The 21196-nt window shown below is 73.3% G+C and carries 19 protein-coding genes; 11 read left to right on the forward strand and 8 right to left on the reverse strand.

Going from position 1 to position 21196, the window contains the following annotated elements; translation table 11 throughout:
- The first annotated feature begins 149 nt into the window (after window positions 1-149).
- Window positions 150-1007, forward strand: a complete 858-nt coding sequence (locus IE275_RS05725; RefSeq protein WP_189708198.1) for a PHP domain-containing protein — start codon at window positions 150-152, stop codon at window positions 1005-1007.
- A 55-nt stretch (window positions 1008-1062) separates the two neighbouring features.
- Window positions 1063-1668: a MarC family protein gene (locus tag IE275_RS05730; RefSeq protein ID WP_189708199.1), complete on the forward strand. Its 606-nt coding sequence runs from the start codon at window positions 1063-1065 to the stop codon at window positions 1666-1668.
- A 96-nt stretch (window positions 1669-1764) separates the two neighbouring features.
- Here IE275_RS05730 and IE275_RS05735 read toward each other — a convergent pair whose 3' ends face one another.
- On the reverse strand, window positions 1765-1917 hold the full coding sequence (locus IE275_RS05735) for a DUF8834 family protein (protein WP_106983652.1): 153 nt from the start codon (window positions 1915-1917) through the stop codon (window positions 1765-1767).
- A 183-nt stretch (window positions 1918-2100) separates the two neighbouring features.
- Here IE275_RS05735 and IE275_RS05740 point away from each other — a divergent pair, with 183 nt between their 5' ends.
- Entirely contained in the window at window positions 2101-3006 is a 906-nt protein-coding gene (locus IE275_RS05740) for an NYN domain-containing protein (RefSeq protein ID WP_189708739.1), read from the forward strand.
- On the opposite strand, the gene IE275_RS05745 is transcribed toward IE275_RS05740, so the two are convergent.
- Both IE275_RS05745 and IE275_RS05750 read right to left on the reverse strand, forming a co-directional pair.
- A complete protein-coding gene (locus IE275_RS05745; RefSeq protein ID WP_189708201.1) occupies window positions 3003-3911 on the reverse strand; it encodes an alpha/beta fold hydrolase in 909 nt (302 codons plus the stop codon). The genes IE275_RS05740 and IE275_RS05745 overlap by 4 nt on opposite strands.
- A 136-nt stretch (window positions 3912-4047) precedes the next feature.
- Window positions 4048-6783 (reverse strand): DEAD/DEAH box helicase, encoded by a 2736-nt coding sequence (locus tag IE275_RS05750; RefSeq protein WP_189708203.1) that lies wholly within the window; start codon window positions 6781-6783, stop codon window positions 4048-4050.
- Window positions 6784-7292: 509 nt separating this feature from the next.
- Between IE275_RS05750 and IE275_RS05755 the strand changes: the two genes are divergently transcribed.
- A complete protein-coding gene (locus tag IE275_RS05755; RefSeq protein WP_189708205.1) occupies window positions 7293-8075 on the forward strand; it encodes a ferritin-like fold-containing protein in 783 nt (260 codons plus the stop codon).
- 173 nt (window positions 8076-8248) lie between these two features.
- Here IE275_RS05755 and IE275_RS05760 read toward each other — a convergent pair whose 3' ends face one another.
- From IE275_RS05760 to IE275_RS05775, 4 genes are all read right to left on the reverse strand, one after another.
- Window positions 8249-8524, reverse strand: a complete 276-nt coding sequence (locus tag IE275_RS05760) for a hypothetical protein (protein ID WP_189708207.1) — start codon at window positions 8522-8524, stop codon at window positions 8249-8251.
- A gap of 191 nt (window positions 8525-8715) precedes the next feature.
- The gene (locus tag IE275_RS05765) at window positions 8716-8943 is read right to left on the reverse strand and encodes a DUF3107 domain-containing protein (RefSeq protein WP_030784015.1); all 228 of its coding nucleotides are present in this window, start codon (window positions 8941-8943) and stop codon (window positions 8716-8718) included.
- 145 nt (window positions 8944-9088) lie between these two features.
- The gene (locus IE275_RS05770; RefSeq protein WP_189708209.1) at window positions 9089-9730 is read right to left on the reverse strand and encodes a TetR/AcrR family transcriptional regulator; all 642 of its coding nucleotides are present in this window, start codon (window positions 9728-9730) and stop codon (window positions 9089-9091) included.
- A gap of 198 nt (window positions 9731-9928) precedes the next feature.
- The gene (locus tag IE275_RS05775) at window positions 9929-10147 is read right to left on the reverse strand and encodes a hypothetical protein (RefSeq protein ID WP_189708211.1); all 219 of its coding nucleotides are present in this window, start codon (window positions 10145-10147) and stop codon (window positions 9929-9931) included.
- 198 nt (window positions 10148-10345) lie between these two features.
- Between IE275_RS05775 and IE275_RS05780 the strand changes: the two genes are divergently transcribed.
- The 7 genes from IE275_RS05780 to moeZ all read left to right on the forward strand — a co-directional run bounded on the left by IE275_RS05780 (window position 10346) and on the right by moeZ (window position 19478).
- Window positions 10346-11317, forward strand: a complete 972-nt coding sequence (locus tag IE275_RS05780; protein ID WP_189708213.1) for an alpha/beta fold hydrolase — start codon at window positions 10346-10348, stop codon at window positions 11315-11317.
- Window positions 11318-11324: 7 nt separating this feature from the next.
- Complete coding sequence (locus IE275_RS05785) at window positions 11325-12845, forward strand: DUF3152 domain-containing protein (protein ID WP_189708215.1); 1521 nt, start codon at window positions 11325-11327, stop codon at window positions 12843-12845.
- A 247-nt stretch (window positions 12846-13092) separates the two neighbouring features.
- A complete protein-coding gene (locus IE275_RS05790) occupies window positions 13093-14946 on the forward strand; it encodes a DUF3492 domain-containing protein (protein ID WP_189708741.1) in 1854 nt (617 codons plus the stop codon).
- Complete coding sequence (locus IE275_RS05795) at window positions 14943-16253, forward strand: hypothetical protein (protein WP_189708216.1); 1311 nt, start codon at window positions 14943-14945, stop codon at window positions 16251-16253. The genes IE275_RS05790 and IE275_RS05795 overlap by 4 nt, the downstream gene beginning before the upstream one ends.
- Before the next feature lie 274 nt (window positions 16254-16527).
- A complete protein-coding gene (locus IE275_RS05800) occupies window positions 16528-17490 on the forward strand; it encodes an NAD-dependent epimerase/dehydratase family protein (protein WP_189708218.1) in 963 nt (320 codons plus the stop codon).
- Window positions 17478-18236: a spherulation-specific family 4 protein gene (locus IE275_RS05805; protein WP_189708220.1), complete on the forward strand. Its 759-nt coding sequence runs from the start codon at window positions 17478-17480 to the stop codon at window positions 18234-18236. Before IE275_RS05800 ends, IE275_RS05805 begins: the two co-directional genes overlap by 13 nt.
- A gap of 63 nt (window positions 18237-18299) precedes the next feature.
- On the forward strand, window positions 18300-19478 hold the full coding sequence (gene moeZ, locus IE275_RS05810; protein ID WP_189708222.1) for an adenylyltransferase/sulfurtransferase MoeZ: 1179 nt from the start codon (window positions 18300-18302) through the stop codon (window positions 19476-19478).
- 65 nt (window positions 19479-19543) lie between these two features.
- On the opposite strand, the gene IE275_RS05815 is transcribed toward moeZ, so the two are convergent.
- Window positions 19544-21097 (reverse strand): alpha/beta hydrolase, encoded by a 1554-nt coding sequence (locus IE275_RS05815; protein ID WP_189708224.1) that lies wholly within the window; start codon window positions 21095-21097, stop codon window positions 19544-19546.
- Between the last annotated feature and the right edge of the window lie 99 nt (window positions 21098-21196).

Consider the following 21196-nt stretch of genomic DNA (forward strand, 5'->3'; position numbering starts at 1 on the left):
GTGCGGGGTGCCCGCCAGGGCTTCCGCGAGGGCTTCCGCGGGAGGCGCCTGTAGGGGGTGCACCCCACTTTCAGGTGTGACATCGGGCGTTCGAATTGCCGCTATGCTGAAGCGTCCCGTCCACCCCGTCCCCGCTGGGAGTCCGCGTCGTGCGTATCGATCTGCACTGCCACTCCACGGCGTCCGACGGTACGGACACCCCGGCCGAGCTGGTGCGCAACGCCGCCGCCGCCGGGCTGGACGTCATGGCGCTGACCGATCACGACACCACCCGCGGACACGCCGAGGCGATCGGCGCGCTGCCGGCCGGGCTGACGCTGGTCACCGGGGCCGAGCTGTCCTGCCGGGTCGACGGCGTCTCCCTGCACATGCTGGCCTACCTGTTCGACCCCGAGGAGCCCGCGCTGCTCGCCGAGCGGGAGCTGGTGCGGGACGACCGGGTGCCGCGGGCGCGAGGGATGGTCGCCCGGCTCCAGGAGCTGGGCGTGCCGGTCACCTGGGAACAGGTGGAGCGGATCGCGGGGGACGGGTCCGTCGGCCGGCCGCATGTCGCCACCGCGCTCGTCGAGCTGGGTGTCGTACCGACCGTGAGCGACGCGTTCACCCAGGACTGGCTTGCCGACGGCGGCCGGGCCCACGTCGCGAAGCACGAGACCGACCCGTTCGAGGCGATCCGGCTGGTCAAGGGCGCGGGCGGGGTCACCGTCTTCGCGCACCCGGGCGCGAGCAAGCGCGGCCGTACCGTCCCGGAGGCCGTGATCGCCGAGATGGCCACCGCCGGACTCGACGGCATCGAGGTCGACCACATGGACCACGACGAGGCCACGCGCGCGCGGCTGCGCGGGCTCGCCGCCGATCTGGGGCTGCTGGTCACCGGTTCCTCGGACTACCACGGCAGCCGCAAGACCTGTGTGCTCGGCGAGTACACGACCGACCCCGAGGTGTACGGGGAGATCACCCGGCGTGCGACCGGTGCGTTCCCGGTGCCCGGGACCGGCGGAGCCTGAGCCTCACCACCTCGGCGTCCCCCTTCACCCTCTTTCCTGCAAGGCCTCTGCACTGATGTTCGACGTCGCCGTCTTCGGCTCCCTCTTCCTGACCCTTTTCGTCATCATGGATCCCCCCGGGATCACCCCGATCTTCCTCGCGCTGACCGCCGGGCGCCCCGCCAAGGTGCAGAAGCGGATGGCCTTCCAGGCCGTGTGCGTGGCGGGCGGTGTCATCGCCGTCTTCGGGCTCCTGGGCCACCAGATCCTCGACTACCTGCATGTCTCCGTGCCCGCCCTGATGATCGCGGGCGGGCTGCTGCTCCTGCTGATCGCCCTCGACCTGCTCACCGGCAAGACCGACGAGCCGAAGCAGACCAAGGACGTGAACGTGGCGCTCGTGCCGCTGGGCATGCCCCTGCTGGCCGGTCCCGGCGCGATCGTGTCTGTCATCCTCGCCGTGCAGAAGGCCGACGGTGTCGCCGGCCAGGTGTCGGTGTGGGCGGCGATCCTGGCCATTCATGTCGTGCTGTGGCTGGTGATGCGCTACTCGCTGCTGATCATCCGCGTCATCAAGGACGGCGGCGTGGTCCTGGTGACCCGGCTCGCGGGCATGATGCTCTCCGCGATCGCCGTGCAGCAGATCATCAACGGGGTCACCCAGGTGATCCGGGGGAGCTGAGTCCCTGGCGCGGAGTCCCCGGGCACACGCAGAGCCCCGTACGGCGTTCGTCGCCGTACGGGGCTCTGAAGTGTGATGTGCCGAGGGCTCGTGGTGTTACGAGGCCGTGGAGTCGGCCGGACGGATCCACAGCCGCTGCCCGATGGCGGCGGCCTGCTGAACGATCCGGTTGACGGAGGCGGCGTCCACGACGGTGCTGTCCACGGGCGTGCCGTCGACGTCGTCGAGTCGCATGATTTCGAAGCGCATCGCTTCTCCCTTCGTCTGGTCATCCTCCTGGAGGATTGCTTGCTACATGAGGAGTCAACGGGGTGCGTGTTACAAACATTCCCTACGCTAAAGAAATTTTTCGAACGACTAATTACTGACGAGTAAGGGACTCTGCGGAGACTGAACGGGATCGGTTGTGTTCACAGCGTGACCGCCGGGACAATGGAGTCGATGAACGACGACCACGCGGCCCTCGCCGCCCGCATCGACCGTACGAACGAACTCCTGACGCGCATGCTCGCCGAGGTGGCCAAGACGCCCTCGACCCATGCGATCTTCGTCGACGCGGGGTATCTCTACGCGGCCGCGGGGCGGCTCATCGCCGGCACCGAGGACCGCAGAGCGTTCGACCTGGACGCCGAGGGCCTCATCGAGGCCCTCATCGACCGCGCCCGCACGATCTTCGCGGACAGCAGACTGCTGCGCGTCTACTGGTACGACGGCGCCCGCCGCCGCATCCACACCGCCGAGCAGCAGTCCATCGCCGAACTCCCCGACGTCAAGGTCCGGTTGGGAAACCTCAACGCCAACAACCAGCAGAAGGGCGTCGACTCGCTGATCCGGACCGACCTGGAGTCACTGGCCCGGCACCGCGCCATCAGCGACGCGGCGCTCCTCGGCGGTGACGAGGACCTCGTCTCGGCGGTGGAGGCCGCCCAGGGGTACGGCGCCCGTGTCCACCTCTGGGGCATCGAGGCCCCCGAGGGCCGCAACCAGGCCGAACCGCTGCTCTGGGAGGTCGACAGCCAGCGCACCCTCGACCTCGACTTCTTCAAGCCGTACGTCGCCCGCCGCACCGCCCAGGCCTACGACGCGACCGGCACCAACCGGCCCACCCGCGAGGACGTCCGCTTCGTCGGCGCGCAGATCGCCGCGAAGTGGCTCGCGGCGCGCGGCCGCGAGGCCCTCGTCGAGCTGCTGCCGGGCCACCCGTATCTGCCGGGATCCGTCGACCAGGACCTCCTCGTGGAGGCCGAGGGACTGCTCCAGTACTCCCTGCGCGGCCAGGCCGACCTCCGGCGCGCCCTGCGGGACGGCTTCTGGGAGCACGTGCAGACGCAGTACTAGGACCTGCCGGACAGGTCCTGGTGTGCCGCCGGGTCGTCCCAGAAGTCCGCGAGGGCGGCGGCCGTCGCCTCGGGCCGGTCCAGGTTCGGCGAATGCTCGGCACCCGGGATCACGCTGCGGTGCGCGCCCAGCCGTACGGCCATCTCGTCCAGGAGCGTCACCGGCCAGGTGTCGTCGCGGGCGCCCGACAGGACGTGGAACGGCAGCGGGACGGCGGCCAGTTCCTCGACCCGGTTCGGCTCGGCGCACAACTGGCGCCCCGTGGCCAGGAGTTGGGCGGGCTTGTGGTTCAGCCAGCGCAGATGCAGCTGCTCCGGGGTGCCGAAGCCGCGCGCCGGACCGCCGACCTCCTCCGGCGGGCCCATCGCCAGGATCGCCTCCCACACCTGCGGCATCGTCATCACCGCGAGCGCGTCGTGCAGCAGCTTCACCCGCTGCTTCTGGGACTCGGAGATCTCGGCGGGCCCCGACGCGACCAGGGTGAACGAGGCGAACGGGGAGTGGTCGAGCAGCACGGCGGCACGGGAGATCTGGCCGCCGAGCGAGTGCCCGGCCAGGTGCAGCCCGGTGCCGAGGGCGGCCGCCTGCGCCAGCACGTCCAGCGCCAACTCGGCCCGCGCGTAAGGGGATTCGTCCTCGGCCGGACCGTCGCTCTCGTTCTGCCCGCGGCCGTCCACGGCGACGGTCCGGTAACCGCGTGCCGCGAGGGGCTCGTGCAGCAGGTGGAAGTCCTCCTTGCTGCCGGTGAACCCCGGCAGCAGCAGCGCGACACCGCGCGGCTCGACACCGGCGGCCACGGGCGAGTCGACGACGGCGAACTCGCCCCGCGCGGTCCGCAGCGGGTACGCGCGGGCGCCGGCGGGCGGGGGGAACGGGGTCGAGGTGCTGCTGGTCGGCCTGGTCACGTGCCGAGGCTACCGGCAGCGGCACAGCCGGGTAACGGGGGCCGGGGGCGCTGCGGCGGGTGCCCGCGGCGCGTACGCCGACGGCCCGGCTCCTCCGGGGGGAGGGGCCGGGCCGTCGGGTCGTGCTGCCGGTCGATCAGCCGTCCGTGGGCTCCGCGGCGGCCGTCGCCTTACGGGTGCGGCGCACCCTCGGCTTCGGCTCCTCGACCGCGTCGGACGCCACCGTGGCGGTGGCCGCGGTCTTGCGGGTGCGGCGCGGCTTGACCGCCGCCTCCGGCTCCTGCGTGGCCTGGGCCGGGATGTCGGCCGTGGCGGTGGCCGTCGCGGCGGTCTTGCGGGTGCGGCGCGGCTTGGCCTCGGCGGCCTCCGCCGTGTCGACGGCCGCCACGGCCGCCTTGCGGGTACGGCGCGGCTTCGCCTCCGTGACCTCGGCGGCGGTGTCCGCCTCCGCCGTGGCGGTCGCGGCCGTCGCGGCCGTCTTGCGGGTGCGACGGGGCTTGACCGCCGCCTCCGTGCCCTCGGCCGTGTCGACCGCGGCCGTGGCCGCCGTCTTGCGCGTCCGGCGCGGCTTGGGCTCGGCCTCGGCCGCTTCCGGGGCCTCGACGACCGCCGCGGCCGTCTTGCGCGTGCGGCGGGGCTTGGCCTCGGTGGCTTCCGCCGTGTCCACGGCCGTCTCGGCCGCAGCAGCCGTCTTGCGGGTGCGACGGGGCTTGACCGCCGCCTCCGTGCCCTCGGCCGTGTCGACCGCGGTCTCGGCGGCGGCCGTCGTGGCCGTGGCGGCCGTCTTGCGGGTGCGGCGCGGCTTGACCGCCGCCTCCGGCTCCTGCGTGGCCTGGGCCGGGATGTCGGCCGTGGCGGTGGCCGTCGCGGCCGTCTCCGGGGCCTGGACGGCCTTGCGGGTGGTGCGGCGGCGGGGCTTGGCCTCGGTGGCCTCGGCCGTGTCGACCGCGGTCTCGGCGGCGGCCGTCTCGGCCGGGGCCGGGGCGGCGGCCTTGCGGGTGCGGCGCGGCTTGGCCTCGACGGCCTCCGCCGTGTCGACGGCCGCCACGGCCGCCTTGCGGGTACGGCGCGGCGCCTTGGGCTCGGCCTCGGCCTCGGCCGCGGGGGCCTCCGGCGTCTCGACGACCGCGGGGGTCTCGGCCGGAGCCGTCGCCTTGCGGGTGCGGCGGCGCGGAGCGGGCTCCACGACCTCCGGCGTGTCGACGACGGCGACCGTGTCGACGGCCGTCTCGGCGGCGGTCGGCTGGGCCGGCGCGGCCTCCCCGCTCCTGCGGGTACGGCGGCGGCGCGGCCTGGCCGGGGCCTTCGCGGTCTCCGGAAGGTCGAGGGCCGGGCCCTCGGCCGTCGTCACGGCCGCTTCCGCCGCCTCGGGGGCGACGGACTCGGTGACAGCCGCCACAACGGCCGCCGCCTCGGGTGCCGCCCCGTTGCGCGTACGGCGCCGGCGGCGCGGGGTGCGCGAGGTGCCGGCCTCCTCGGTCACGGGCGTCGACTCGGCCACGGGCGCGGCGGTGCCGGCCTGCTCCGGTGCCCCGTCGAGGACCGCTCCGCCGCGCGTACGGCGACGGCGGCGCGGCGTACGGGCCGCCCGCTCGCGGTCGGCGGAACGGGACTCGCCCCGGCCGCCTCGGTCGTTCCGCTCGCCCCGGCCACCGCGACCGCCGCGTGCACCGCGGCCGCCCGGCTCGCCGAGGTCCTCCAGCTCCTCCGCGTCGAGCCCGGCGCGGGTGCGCTCCGCTCGCGGCAGGACACCCTTGGTGCCCGCGGGGATGTTCATCTCCTCGAAGAAGTGCGGGGAGGTGGAGTACGTCTCCGGCGGGTCGTTGAAGTTGAGCTCCAGCGCCTTGTTGATGAGCTGCCAGCGCGGGATGTCGTCCCAGTCGACGAGGGTGATCGCGATGCCCTTGGCACCCGCGCGACCGGTACGGCCGACGCGGTGCAGGTACGTCTTCTCGTCCTCGGGGGACTGATAGTTGATGACGTGGGTGACACCCTCGACGTCGATGCCGCGGGCGGCGACGTCGGTGCAGACGAGGACGTCCACCTTGCCGTTGCGGAAGGCGCGCAGCGCCTGCTCGCGGGCGCCCTGGCCGAGGTCGCCGTGGACCGCGCCGGAGGCGAAGCCCCGCTGCTGGAGCTGGTCGGCGAGGTCGGCCGCGGTGCGCTTGGTGCGGCAGAAGACCATGGCCAGGCCCCGGCCCTCGGACTGGAGGATCCGCGCGACCATCTCGGGCTTGTCCATGTTGTGCGCGCGGTACACGTGCTGCGAGATGTTCGCGACGGTCACGCCCTCGTCGTCCGGCGCGGTGGCGCGGATGTGCGTGGGCTGCGACATGTAGCGGCGGGCGAGACCGATGACCGCGCCCGGCATGGTCGCCGAGAACAGCATGGTCTGGCGGCGTGCCGGCAGCATGTTGATGATCTTCTCGACGTCGGGCAGGAAGCCCAGGTCGAGCATCTCGTCGGCCTCGTCCAGGACGAGGGACTTGATGTGCTTGAGGTCGAGCTTCTTCTGGCCCGCGAGGTCCAGCAGGCGGCCCGGGGTGCCGACGACCACGTCGACGCCCTTCTTGAGGGCCTCGACCTGGGGCTCGTAGGCCCGGCCGCCGTAGATGGCGAGGACGCGCACGTTGCGCACCTTGCCCGCGGTCAGCAGGTCGTTGGTGACCTGGGTGCACAGCTCGCGCGTGGGGACGACGACGAGCGCCTGCGGGGCGTCGGTGAGGTCCTCGGGCTTCGCGCGGCCGGCCTCGACGTCGGCGGGGACGGTGACACGCTCGAGGAGCGGGAGGCCGAAGCCGAGCGTCTTGCCGGTGCCGGTCTTGGCCTGGCCGATGACGTCCGTGCCCGTCAGGGCCACGGGGAGCGTCATCTCCTGGATGGGGAAGGGGGTGATGATGCCGACGGCCTCAAGGGCCTCGGCGGTCTCGGGAAGGATTCCGAGCTCTCGGAACGTAGTCAGGGTGCTGCCTCTTCTGTGTACGCGGTGCGAGGCGAGCGCGGGGGTCGTTTGACGGACCGTGCCGGGGGACGTCGGCGGCCGTACGGGTTGCCGTCAAGGCAAGCCGTATGACACGGGGACCACTGCCGACGCTCTAGCTCTCGTACCGCTGAGGGGTTCCCTCCGGTCGTCGTACGCGATGGGCCGTACGGTCAGGGAGGGCTGTCGGGTCGGAGCCGATCGGGCCACCGACCGGGCATCCTCATACGTGCGGCCCGTCGAATATTCGGCAGGCGCATTACCACCATACCCTGGAATCACGCACATGCGATGGCCGATCCGGTCACGTTGTGGTTGTCACAGTGCCGGGCCCGGTCCCTCGCGTCGTCCAGGCCACACGTATTGACCAGGGACTTCCGCCGCGCGGCGGGCGGGCTATTGTGCGCTTCATGACGACCTCTGACAAGCCTGACAACGCGTCCGACGAGCCCGCGGAGTCCGCCGAGTCCGCGGAGTCCGCCGCACCCACCGGCATCGCCGCCCAGGACTGGGCGCAGGCCTCCGCCGATCCGCAGTACCGGGCCGCGGTCGTGGACCTGCTCGGCGCCCTCGCGTACGGCGAGCTGGCGGCGTTCGAGCGGCTCGCGGAGGACGCCAAGCTGGCGCCCACGCTGGACGACAAGGCCGAGCTGGCGAAGATGGCGTCCGCCGAGTTCCACCACTTCGAGCGGCTGCGCGACCGGCTCACCGAGATCGGCGAGCAGCCCACCCTGGCGATGGAGCCGTTCGTCGCCGCGCTCGACGGCTTCCACCGGCAGACGGCCCCCTCGGACTGGCTGGAGGGCCTGGTCAAGGCGTACGTCGGCGACTCGATCGCCAGCGACTTCTACCGCGAGGTCGCGGTGCGCCTGGACACCGACAGCCGCGCCCTGGTGATCGCCGTGCTCGACGACACCGGGCACGCGGGCTTCGCCGTGGACCGGGTGCGCGCCGCGATCGACGCGGACCCGCGCGTGGGCGGACGGCTCGCGCTGTGGGCGCGCCGGCTGATGGGCGAGGCGCTGTCGCAGTCCCAGCGGGTGGTCGCGGACCGGGACGCGCTGTCGACGATGCTCGTGGGCGGTGTCGCGGACGGCTTCGACCTCGCCGAGGTCGGTCGGATGTTCTCCCGGATCACCGAGGCGCACACCAAGCGGATGGCGGCGCTGGGGCTGGCCGCGTAGTCGGGGCTGTCGCCGAGCGGTGCGGCGCGGTACCGCGGCGCTGTCGCGCTCTCGCGCTGTGACGGCGTCGCGGTGGCGACGGGCGGTGCGGTGCCGTGATGTCGGCGGCGCGGTGTCGTGGTGCCGGCGGCGGGGTGCCGCGATGCCGCCGGTGCGTCGTGGTGCCGTCGGCCTCAGACCTGGGCCGGGGCCGATCGGCGACGGAAGTGGCCGGCCGGGCGCAGCAGCAGGGAGAGGGACGCGGCGGAGACCACCGCCGCTCCGATCAGGCTGACCAGGAGGGTGCCGGGGCCCAGCGCGCTGTGGGTGACGAAGTCACCGAACAGGGCTCCGGCGACGCCCGTCGCCAGGACGAGGGGGCGCAACGGCAGGCGGTGCGAAAGACGGTGCAGTGCCGCCCACGCGAGGGCGAGACCGAGCACAGCGGAGCCGAGCGCTTCCAAGATCATGTAGGGGTCCCTCCCGGACGGCGGGGCGGTGCACCAAGGTCGTAGCCCGTCATACCCGTGACCTGCGGAATGCAATCCTCCCCGTGGAGGACCTGTGCTCCGTGGGTGAACGTGCCGCGTCCGTGCGTGAACACGACGAAGGGGCCCGGCGGTCATGACGACCGTCGGGCCCCTTCGTCCGATGCGTGTGTCTACAGCGCGCCGAAGCCCACCTTGCGCGGGGCGGGCTCGCCCAGCTCCACGTAGGCCAGGCGGTCGGCCGGCACCAGGACCTTGCGGCCGTGCTGGTCCACGAGGCTGAGCAGCTGCGACTTGCCGGCCAGTGCCTCGGCCACCACGCGCTCGACCTCCTCGGGAGTCTGACCGCTCTCCAGAACGATCTCGCGGGGCGCGTGCTGCACGCCGATCTTGACCTCCACGGCTATGTCCCTCCGACGGTCACTGAGTGCGCGGGCGTCCGCGCCGTACGCTGCACACATTAGCCCGGTGAGGGGACGTACACCGCGCGGCCGTCCACGCCAGGAGCGAACAGCGGACGGGAACAAACCAGCGACGCGGTCCCCGTCAGTGCTGTTCGGTGCCGTGCAGCGGGAAACCGGCGATGCCGCGCCACGCCAGGGAGGCCAGCAGTTGCACCGCCTGGTCGCGCGGGACACTGCGGTCGCTGTGCAGCCAGGAGCGGGCCACGACCTGCGCCAGGCCGCCCAGTCCGGAGGCGAGCAGCATCGACTCCGCGCGCGAGAGACCGGTGTCCTCGGCGATGACCTCGCAGATCGCCTCGGCGCACTCGGTGGTGACCTTGTCGACGCGCTCGCGGACCGCGGGCTCGTTCGTCAGGTCCGACTCGAAGACCAGGCGGAAGGCGCCGCCGTCGTCCTCGACGTACGCGAAGTAGGCGTCCATGGTCGCGCGGACGCGCTGCTTGTTGTCGGTCGTCGACGCGAGCGCACCGCGCACGGCCTGGATGAGCGACTCGCAGTGCTGGTCCAGCAGGGCCAGGTAGAGGTCGAGCTTGCCCGGAAAGTGCTGGTAGAGCACGGGCTTGCTGACGCCGGCCCGCTCGGCGATGTCGTCCATGGCGGCCGAGTGGTAGCCCTGCGCCACGAAGACTTCCTGGGCGGCGCCCAGCAGCTGGTTCCGTCGGGCACGGCGCGGCAGGCGCGTACCTCGCGGGCGCGCCGCCTCTGTCTGCTCGATGGCTGTCACGCCGCCTCCCAAAGTCGTCCACTTGCGGTGTGCGCCGCGCGGCCATCGTACTTTTCGGTAACCGTGCTGTGCGCGGTGAGAGCGCAGAATTTCACGGACCGGACGATCACGAAAGTAGTACAGAAGGTTTTAAGTGGGTCGGTCCGGGCAAAATGCGGCCCCGCTCCTGCTCACCGCGCCGCTCCGGTCACCCGGTCGTCAGCGGTAGTCGTCCTCGTCGAGCGAGACGACACGAGCCTGTTCGACGAGGTCCGCCTCGTTCGCCCGGGCGGGGTCCACGTCCTCCAGGGGGTCGTCACGCTCCGGCGCGATGTCCGCGTACTGCTCGGCGGCCTCGCTCTCCGGTGTCTCGACGTCGATGTCCCCGAAGTCGTCGTCCTCCTCGAACGTCCCGGGGTCGGTGGGATCAACGGCCATGATGGGCTCCCTTCCTACGAACGTCCCTGAAACGTGCAGGGGCCACAAGCGGGTGCCCTCGGTACGAGCCTAGGAGACACCCGTTTCGGGCGCTATGCGATGAGCCCCCCGATTCGCTCCGGTCTCCACCCCACCCGCCCCACGCCTGTGACGCCGAACACGTAAGGCTCGGCGTGATCGTCTCGTAACATTGCCCGCATGTCTTCGACCGAGCTGCCCTCCGTGCCGCCCACCAGTGTGCTGCCGAAGGCGGTCGCCGTCCGGGTCGCGGAGGGGGAGCGACTCCGGTCGGTCGGGCTGCCCGGCACCACGCTGACGGTCCGTTCCCGGCCGCCCGCGCGCGAGGGGCTCGCGCCCGCGCTGTTCGTGCACGGCCTCGGCGGTTCCTCGCAGAACTGGTCCGCGATGATGGCACTGCTCGACGGCGTGGTGGAGAGCGAGGCCGTCGACCTGCCCGGCTTCGGCGACTCCCCGCCGCCGGACGACGGCACGTACTCCATCACGGCACACGCGCGTGCCGTGATCCGCTACCTCGACGCGGCCGACCGCGGCCCCGTCCACCTCGTCGGCAACTCGCTCGGCGGCGCCGTCTCGACACGGGTGGCCGCCGTACGGCCCGATCTCGTGCGGACCCTGACCCTGGTCTCGCCCGCGCTGCCCGAGCTGCGCGTGCAGCGGACCGCGCTGCCCACCGGGCTGGTCGGCCTGCCGGGCGTGGCCGCGCTCTTCAGCCGGCTCACCCGGGACTGGACGGCGGAACAGCGCGTCCGCGGCGTCCTGGCGCTCTGCTACGGCGATCCCGGGCGGGTCGGCCCGGAGGCCTTCCGGTACGCGGTGCAGGAGCTGGAGCGACGACTCCAGCTGCCGTACTTCTGGGACGCGCTGACGCGGTCCACCCGCGGACTGCTCAGCGCCTACACGCTCGGCGGGCAGCACGGACTGTGGCGTCAGGCGGAGCGGGTCCTCGCCCCGACCCTCCTGGTCTACGGCGGCCGCGACCAGCTCGTCGGCTACCGGATGGCCCAGCGGGCCGCCCGTACCTTCCGCGACTCCCGTCTGCTCACCCTGCCCGAGGCCGGGCACGTGGCGATGATGGAGTACCCGGAGACGGTGGCCACGGCGTTCCGCGAACTGCTCGCCGAGACCGCGTCCGCGGCCTCGAAGGGCTGAGGCGGACGTGGGACGCCACAGCCGGCGTGGACCGGCGCCCAAGAGCACGCCCAAGAACGCTTCCGGTACATCCGGTGGATCCGGTACATCCGGTGGATCCGCCGGATCCGGGGCGTCGGGCGGATCCGGGGGCGCGGCGGGGGCCGACGGGGCGCCTCGTGGGGCTTCCCGGGGCGGCGGGCCGACGGGCGCGCCGCCCCGGCCCTACGACTACGACGGCACCCCCGCGCGCGGAGTGCCTCGCCTTCCCGACGGAACGCCCGCGCGCGGAGTGCCCCGGTATCCCGACGGCACCCCCGCCCACGGTGTTCCGCGGGTGCGGGGCGGGCATCCCGAGCAGCGCGAGTCCGGGGGCGGCTGGGGCGAGTTGAGGGGCAGGCCGGCCGGTGGCGCCGGGCAGCCCGTGATACCGCGTCAGCGGCCGATGCCGCCGCAGGGGCCGCGCCAGGACTACCTCGACGCCTTCGGGGAGGACGACGACGTCTTCACGCGCGCGGGACGGCCGTACGCCGCCGCGCGCGCGGGGGACGCCTACGCGCCGCCGCGCCCGGCCGACCCGTACGCACCCTCGCGCGCGGGGGACCCGTACGCGTCCGTCGCGGCCGACCCGTACGCCGCCCCCACCGGGTGGGACGAGGGCGCCGCCGCGGCCGCCCCGGCCGGTGTCGGCCCGGAGGGCGACGAGGCGCCGCCGACCGGGGAGCCGGCGCCCGGGAAGGGCGCCAAGGGGCGGGCGTTCACCGGTATCGCGGCCGCCGCCGTCACCACCGTGCTGGCCGTCGTGGTGGCCGGGCAGGTCACCGACACGCGGGACGAGGACACCGTCCGGTCGCAGTCCGCCGACCGGGGGGGCCAGAAGGCCCAGGGTGCCCAGGACGCCCTGGAGTCCGCCGCGCCCAGCCCGTCCGCGTCGGGCCGCCCGGTGACGCTGACGTACGAACAGAAGATGGACGCCACGTACGCGCTCAGCGCCAAGCTCGACGCATCGGGGAAGTTCGACGCGATCCCCGGCGTCGACAAGGCGCCCGGCAAGGGGCAGAAGTTCACCTATCGGGTGGACGTGGAGCGGGGTCTCGGGCTGGACGGCGCGCTCTTCGCGCAGGCCGTGCAGAAGACCCTGAACGACGACCGCAGCTGGGCGCACGACGGCGCGCGCACCTTCGAGCGGATCCACTCCGGCGAGCCCGACTTCGTCATCACGCTCGCCAGCCCCGGCACCACCGCCGACTGGTGTGCCAAGTCCGGCCTGGACACCACCGAGGACAACGTCTCCTGCGACTCGGCCGCCACCGAACGCGTCATGATCAACGCGTACCGGTGGGCCCAGGGATCGACCACCTACGGTGACGCCATCCACGCGTACCGGCAGATGCTGATCAACCACGAGGTCGGCCACCGGCTCGGCCACCACCATGTGACCTGCGACAAGGACGGCGACCTCGCGCCCGTCATGCAGCAGCAGACGAAGTTCCTCGACCACGACGGGGTCCACTGTCTGCCCAACCCCTGGGCCTACCCGAAGAGTTGACGAGCCGCGCCGCGGCCTGGTGTCCGTGGCGGCCGGGCGCGGCGGTGCGGGTGTGACGTTTCGCATCCAGGTGATCTCTTAGCGCGACGGAACGCCGACCGTACGGGAAAGTTACGTCCGTTCACCCCTTTTGGTGGTGCGACGGACAACCGTCCGTCGCGCCACCCTCTTGTCCGCATACGTTCTTCCCGCTGCGAGCCGCCGGGTCAACGGCGGCTCCCCAAACGGGAGATCGGGGGTGCGTGCGTTGCGCATCGGACTGCTGACGGAGGGTGGCTATCCGTATGTGAGCGGTGACGCCGGACTCTGGTGCGACCGGCTCGTGCGCGGGCTCGGGCAGCACGAGTTCGACATCTACGCGCTCAGCTGCGGCCCACACCAGGAGACTGCGGGCTGGGTCGCCCTTCCGCCGCAGGTCGGCGGCGTACGGACGGCACCGCTGTGGACGGCCGAGGACGACGGCGTCGCCTACGGCAGGCGCGCGCGCCGGCGCTTCACCGAGTGCTACGGAGAGCTGGCGGCCGCGCTGTGCGAGAGCGGCGGGGCCGACGCCCCGGGGAGTACCGAGGGGCACGGATCCGAGGGTGCCTCCGCTTCTCAGGCGGACCGTTTCGCCAGCGCGCTGTACGGCCTTGCCGACCTGGCCCGCGACGAGGGCGGACTGGTGGGGGCACTCCGCTCGGAGGGCGCCGTGCGCGCCCTGGAGCGCGCCTGCCGCGCGCCCGGCGCGCTGCGCGCGGCGCGGGAGGCACGCGTACCCGATCTCCTCGCCGTCGCCGCCCACCTCGAACGCGCACTGCGCCCCCTGTCGCTCGACTGGTACGCGGACGGCGGTGGCGACGCGCCCCGCGGCCTCGGCTCGGTCGACCTCTGCCATGCCGCGTCCGGCGGCGTCGCGGCGCTGCCCGGGTTGCTGGCCGGGCACTTCTTCGACGTGCCCCTGCTGGTCACCGAGTACGGGGTACGCCTGCGGAGCCACTACCTCGGCTCGGGAACGCCCGACGCGCCCTCCGGCGAGAGCGCCCCCGCCGTACGTGCCCTGCTCGCCGCGTTCCACGGCCGGCTCGCCGCCGAGATGTACCGGCAGGCCGCGTGCGTCACGCCCGGCAACGCGCACGCCCGCCGCTGGCAGGAGCGCTGCGGGGCCGACCGCGCCAAGCTGCGCACGGTCCACCCGGGCATGGAGAGCGATCGGTTCGCCGAGGTCGGCGACGGCCCGGACGGCGCCGACCCGCACACGCTGGTCTGGGTCGGCCGGGTGGAACCCGCGAAGGACCTGGTGTCCCTGCTGCACGCCTTCGCGGAGATCCGCCGGACGGAGCCCAGGGCCCGGCTGCGGATCATCGGCGCGCCGGCCGGGCCCGAGGGCCGCGCCTACCTCGGCCACTGCCGGATGCTGGCCGCGCAGCTCTTCCCCGACGAGGCGGAGAGCCCCCACGCCGTCGGCGACAACCCGGTCTCCTTCGAGGAGATCGGCGGTCCCGAGGTGCCCACCCTCGCCGAGGCGTACGCCGCCGGTGCCGTCGTCGTGCTGTCCAGCGTCGTGGAGGGGTTCCCGGTGGGTCTGGCCGAGGCGATGTTCTGCGGCCGGGCGACCGTGTCGACGGACGTCGGCGCGGTGGTCGAGGTCATCGGCGGCACCGGACTCGTCGTCCCGCCGCGCAACCCGCGGGCGCTCGCCGAGACGTGCGGGGCACTGCTGCGCGACCCCGAGCGCCGTGCGCGCCTCGGCGCGGCCGCCCGCGCACGCGCCCTGGAACTGTTCACGGTCGAGCAGAACGTCGCGGCATTTCACGGCATTTACCTGGAGATCGTCTCGCGGAGCCCGGTACGCCGGTTCGCCCTGGACGATGCCGGGGACCCCCTCCCGTTCGCCGTCCCGGCCGAGGCCTGGCTGCCCGGCCGGTGGACCGGCCTGGGGGCGCGGGTCACCGCCACCCGGCGCGGACCCGGCTGGGCGGCGGGGCCGCCGGTGCGGGGGACCTCGCCGGCCGTTCCGGTCCCGCACTGCTCCTCCGCCTCCCCGCCTGCCTCTTCTGTCTCCTCTGTTTCCCCTGTCTCGCCCGTCCCCACCGTTTCCGCGGGGAAGGGGGCGCGATGAGCGGGCTCGGTGAACTGGACCGGCCCGGGACCCCGGAGAGCGGTGGGGCCTGGGACGCGCGGTCGGGGGAGTGGGCCGCGGGAGAGGGAGGCGCGGGCAGCGGCGCGCATGCCGGCGTGCGCGCGGGCGCCGGCGCCGGTCCCCGGGGACAGGAGCGCTCCGGCGCGGACGCCCCCGCCGACGCCCCGGGGCCTGCCGGCCCCGCCACTTCCCGGCGCGGCGCCGTGGACCCGGTGAAGACCCTGATGCACCGGCACCGCGAGCTGTGCGAACGGGCCGTCGACCCGCTGGAGATCGCGGCGGGCCTGGAGGCGCACGGGGTCACCGACCGCACCGCCGCCCGCTTCCGGCACCGGGACGTCTTCTCCCTCGCGGAGGAGATGTACGCCCGGGTCCCCCGCGACGGCGACCCGCCTCCCCGCCCCGTGCCCGCCGCCCTCCCGCGGCCTCGCCCGGACCGGGCGCTGCTCACCCTGCTGCCGGGCATCCTGTGCGCCGCGACGATCGGCGGCCTGCGCCTCACCCAGGGGAGGACCCGCCTCCTGGTCGTCGCCGTGGGCGTGCTCGCCGTGCTCCTCGCCCTGCGCGCGACCCTGCGCCGGGGCCCCCTGAGCCCCCGCGCCGGCAACCGCCCCGGCCCCCACCGCACCGGAGCCTGGACCTGCTGGCTGCTCGCCTACGCGGCCCTCGGCGACGGCCTGCTGCACGCCGCCGTCACCGGCGGACCCGACGGCCCGCCCACCGGCACGGCGGACGGCGCCTGGCCCCTCGCCGCCACGCCCCTCCTCACCCTCGCCCTGGCCTGCGCGCCGGCCGCCTGGTGCGCCCGCCTCCTCGCCGTGCGCGCCGGGCGCCGCCTGGACACCAGCCGTGGCCTGGAGGAGTTCGCCGCCTCCGTACGGCCGCTGCTGCTCGGCACGTTCACCCTGTACCTGTGCGCGCTCGCCGTACTGACCGCCCTCTGCGCGGCGGCCCTGGGCGAGCCCGCCGGCTACGCCGCCACCCTCACGCTGGGCGCGCTCCTCCTGCTCGCCCGCCTCCTCACCGTCCACGGCTTCCCCCACGCCCCGGCGGCCGTCCTCACCGCCGCCGCGGCGGCCGAGGTGCTCGCCGTCGCCACCGTCTTCGCGGGCCGCCTTCCCGGCTGCGGCTTCCTCGCCGTCCCCGTGGAGACCCTGGTGGCCGCCCGGGGCCCGGCCGCCGTCCCCGTCCTCATCTGTGCGACGGCGGCCCTGACCCTGCTGCTCCACGCCGCCCGCACCCTGACCAGGGCCTCGGCCCACGCCCGAACGGCCGCACCGTGCTGACGCCCGGCCCCGCCCCCGCGCACCGGTGCCCCGCCGCCCCCCGAACCCCGCGCGCAGCGCCACCCCCACCGTGCCCCGACCACCGCACGACGCACGCGCTCCTCCATCCAGCCGCAGGCAAGCGCAACACCCCTGTAAGGAGAGACCAGATGACCACCTCCCGATCCGGAGCGACCGGAGCCACCGGGGCCCCCGCGGTCGCAGGAGCCCCCGCGGTCACAGGAGCAGCCGCGCCACCCGCACCAGCCACGACGCACACCCGGAAGGCCGCACGATGAGGGTCCTGCTGATCGGAGCCAACGGTTACCTCGGCCGCTTCGTCGCCGACCGCCTGCTCGCCGACCCTGCCGTCCAGCTCACCGCGCTCGGCCGCGGCGACGACGCCGACGTCCGCTTCGACCTGGCGACCGGCAGCCCCGGCGCACTCACCCGGTTCCTCGACGCCGTCCACCCGCAGGTCGTCGTCAACTGCGCGGGCACCACCCGCGGCGGAGCCCGCGAACTCACCCGGCACAACACCGTCGCCGTCGCCACCGTCTGCGAGGCGCTGCGCCGCAGCGGCTGCGGCGCCCGGCTGGTGCAGATCGGCTGCGGCGCAGAGTACGGCCCGAGCCAGCCCGGCTCCTCCACGGCCGAGGACGCCGTACCGCGCCCCGGCGGCCCGTACGGCGTCAGCAAGCTCGCCGCCACCGAACTCGTCCTCGGCTCGGGTCTGGACGCCGTCGTGCTGCGGGTCTTCTCGCCGGCCGGCCCGGGCACCCCCGCCGGATCCCCGCTGGGCCGGCTCGCCGAGGCCATGCGCCGCGCCATGCAGTCCGGCGACGGCGAGCTCAAGCTCGGCGGCCTCGGCGCCCAGCGCGACTTCGTCGACGTCCGGGACGTCGCCCGCGCGGTGCACGCCGCCTCGCTCTCCGCCGCCCAGGGCGTCATCAACATCGGCTCGGGCCGCGCCGTGCGGCTGCGTGACGCCGCCGCGATCCTCGCGCGCGTCGCCGGATACGGCGGTGCCCTCCACGAACTCGACGGACCGCCCGGCGGCCACCTCCGGCCCACCATCGGCCACCCCCGCCCCGACTCCGACCACGCCGGCCCGCTCGCGTACCCGTACCCGGACGGCTGCGGCAGCTGGCAGCAGGCCGATGTGCGCACCGCCCGCGACCGGCTCGGCTGGCGGCCCCGGATCAACCTGGAGGAGTCCCTCGCCGACATCTGGATGGAGGCGGCATGTCGTATCTGACCGGCACTCCGGCGGGCACCACCGGCACCGGGGCCACCGATGTCCGCACCGGCTTCGGTGTCCCCGGCATCGCCCACCCCCTGCTCGCTCCGGCCGAGTGGGGCGAACTCGCCCGCCCCGGCCCGCCACTGCACTGGGTGGTCCTCGATGTCGCCGGCGGCCCCGGTGTCCGCCCCGACCCGCACTGCCTCCAGGCGGCCGGCCGGCTGCGCAACGCGGGCATCCGCGTCCTCGGCCGGGTCGACACCGCCTACGGGATCCGGGCCTTCGCGGAACGGATCGCCGACGCGCAGCGCTACCTCGACTGGTACCAGGTCGACGGCTTCCTCCTGGACCGCTGTCCGTCCGACGGCGGCACACTCCCCGACATCCGGCGCACCGTCGCCACACTCCGTACGCTCCGTGACACGCCCCACGTCGTCCTCGACCACGGCACGCACCCCCACCCCGGCTACGCCGCCCTCGCCGATCAGCTGGTCACCTTCTCCGGCTCGTGGAACGACTACCGCTGGTCGCAGGTCGCCGAGTGGACGGCGGACCATCCGCCCGAGCGGTTCTGCCACTTCGTGCACGGGATGCCCCGCGGCCATCTCGACGAGGCGCTGCGCATCGCCCGCTGGCAGGGGGCGTCGACGATCTGGTTCACCGACCGTCACGACCGCGGGGGCCGGTGCGACCCCTGGGAGACCATGCCCGGCTACTGGGACGAAATCGTCTCGCGGATCGGAACGGGTGTCTCGGAATGAAGAAGGCCATGGCAGTGTTACAGGGAGAACAACTGTAGTGATCGACCGACCAACGGAGTCCCCGTGTCGCTGCCACCCCTGGTCGAGCCAGCCTCCGAACTCACCGTAGACGAGGTTCGCCGGTACTCCCGCCACCTGATCATCCCCGACGTGGGGATGGACGGGCAGAAGCGGCTGAAGAACGCCAAGGTGCTCTGTGTGGGCGCCGGCGGCCTGGGCTCGCCGGCGCTGATGTACCTGGCCGCGGCGGGCGTGGGCACGCTGGGCATCGTGGAGTTCGACGAGGTCGACGAGTCGAACCTCCAGCGCCAGATCATCCACAGCCAGGCGGACATCGGCCGCTCCAAGGCAGAGTCCGCGCGGGACTCCGTCAAGGGCATCAACCCGTACGTGAACGTGATCCTTCACGAAGAGCGGCTCGAGGCCGAGAACGTGATGGACATCTTCAGCCAGTACGACCTGATCGTCGACGGCACGGACAACTTCGCGACCCGGTACCTGGTCAACGACGCGTGCGTGCTGCTGAACAAGCCGTACGTGTGGGGCTCGATCTACCGCTTCGACGGCCAGGCGTCCGTCTTCTGGTCCGAGCACGGTCCCTGCTACCGCTGCCTGTACCCGGAGCCCCCGCCGCCGGGCATGGTCCCCTCCTGCGCCGAGGGCGGTGTCCTCGGTGTGCTGTGCGCGTCGATCGGCTCCATCCAGGTCAACGAGGCGATCAAGCTCCTCGCGGGCATCGGCGAGCCGCTGGTCGGCCGCCTGATGATCTACGACGCCCTGGAGATGCAATACCGCCAGGTCAAGGTCCGCAAGGACCCGGACTGCGCGGTCTGCGGCGAGAACCCGACCGTCACCGAACTCATCGACTACGAGGCCTTCTGCGGCGTCGTCTCCGAGGAGGCCCAGGCGGCGGCGGCCGGTTCGACGATCACTCCCAAGCAGCTCAAGGAGTGGATCGACGACGGCGAGAGCATCGAGATCATCGATGTCCGCGAGCAGAACGAGTACGAGATCGTCTCGATCCCGGGTGCCAAGCTGATCCCGAAGAACGAGTTCCTCCTCGGCACCGCCCTGGAGGGCCTGCCGCAGGACAAGAAGATCGTCCTGCACTGCAAGACGGGTGTCCGCAGTGCGGAGGTCCTCGCGGTCCTGAAGTCCGCGGGCTTCGCGGACGCCGTGCACGTCGGTGGCGGTGTGATCGGCTGGGTCAACCAGATCGAGCCGAGCAAGCCGATCTACTGATCCGGTTCGACCGTCCGAGCGGCGGGGGCTTCGGGCACCACGGGTGCCCGAAGCCCCCGCCGTCGTCATGAGCAGACCGTGCCGTCCTTGGGGACCGTGCCCTTCAGCAGGTAGGCGTTCACCGCCGAGTCGACGCAGTCGCTGCCGCTCCCGTACGCGCCGTGCCCCTCGCCCTTCCAGGTGAGCAGCACACCGACATCCTTGCCCAGCTCGTCGGCCATCTTCCGCGCGCCCTCGTACGGCGTCGCCGGGTCGCCGGTGTTGCCGACGAGCAGGATCGGCGCCGCACCCGCCGCGCTCACCTCCGGGGTGTCGAACTGCCCGGCCACCGGCCAGTCGTGACACCAGCCGGCCGTGTCCCAGCCGAGGAAGTCGCCGAACACGGGCGAGATCTTCTCGAACTCCGGCAGCAGCTTCTTCGTCTCCTCGGCGGTCGGCCGCTGCTTGTCGTCCAGGCACGATATGACGCGCTGCGAGTGGGTCGTCGTGCCGTAGTTCCCCGAGGGGTCCCGCTCGTTGTAGCCGTCGGCGAGCGCCAGCAGCTCGGATCCGTCGCCCGCCTGTGCCGCCTCCAGGGCGCTGGTCAGGCTGGGCCAGCCCTCCTTGCTGTAGAGCGGCAGGACGATCCCGGTGACGGCGAGCGTCTGGGTCAGCTCGCGGCCGTCCGAGGTCGGCAGCGGGTCGCCGTCGATCCGGTCCAGGAGGTCCGCGATCTTCGCGCTGCCCTGCTTCGGGTCCTGGCCCGTGGACTTGAGGTAGTCCTCGAGCGCGCGCTGGAAGCCCCGGGCCTGGTTCTCGGCGTGGCCCACCGCGTCGGCGCTCGGGTCGACGACCGCGTCGAGGATCAGCCGTCCCACGTTCTTCGGGAACAGGTGGGCGTACACACCGCCCAGCTCCGTGCCGTAGGAGATGCCGAAGTAGTGCATCTGCCGGTCACCCAGGACCTGGCGCATCAGGTCCATGTCGCGGGCGGTGTCCGTGGTCGAGACATGCCCCAGCAGGGAGCGGGCGGCCTGCTCGCAGCCCTTGCCGAAGTCCTTGGAGTCCTGGAAGTACGCCTGTTCCTCGGCCGGGGTGTCGGGCGTGGAGTCGATGGACTCGGCGGCCTGGATGTCCTTGTTGCTGCGGCAACGGACGCCCTCGCTCCGGTCGACGCCGCGCGGGTCCCAGCTCACCAGGTCGTAGCTGTCGCGGAGCGAGGAGAACGTGGAGCCGAAGGCCGGGAGCGTCGAGACGCCCGAGCCGCCGGGGCCGCCGAAGTTGAACAGCAGCGAGCCGATGCGCTTGCCGCCGCTGCCGCGGGACTTGGCGCGGATCAGCGCGAGATCGATGGTCGTGCCCTCCGGCTTCGACCAGTCCAGCGGCACCTTCAGCGACGCGCAACTCCACTCACTGCCCGGCGCGGAGTCCGCGGTGGCCTTGCACCGCCCCCAGTCGAGCTTCTGCCCGGTGAGCGAGGCCGGCAGCGCCGCCGTCGTGGCCGAGGAGCCCGCCGACGCACGCGCGTCCGCCGTACCCCCCTTGCCGTCGTCCCCGTCGTCCGACGCGCCGCTGCTACAGCCCGTCGCCAGCAGTGCGGCGGCGGCGCCGAGCGCCGTCCACCGTAGGAATCGCGCCATGTGCACTTCCCCCCTCGCGGACCGTCCGCGCCAGATGGCGGGACGGCTGTCCTGCAATGGTAGGCGGATCCCGGCCCGCCAGGACGAGCCTGTGGATAA

It is taken from the genome of Streptomyces phaeofaciens, assembly GCF_014648915.1.
Classification (GTDB): Bacteria; Actinomycetota; Actinomycetes; order Streptomycetales; family Streptomycetaceae; genus Streptomyces; species Streptomyces phaeofaciens.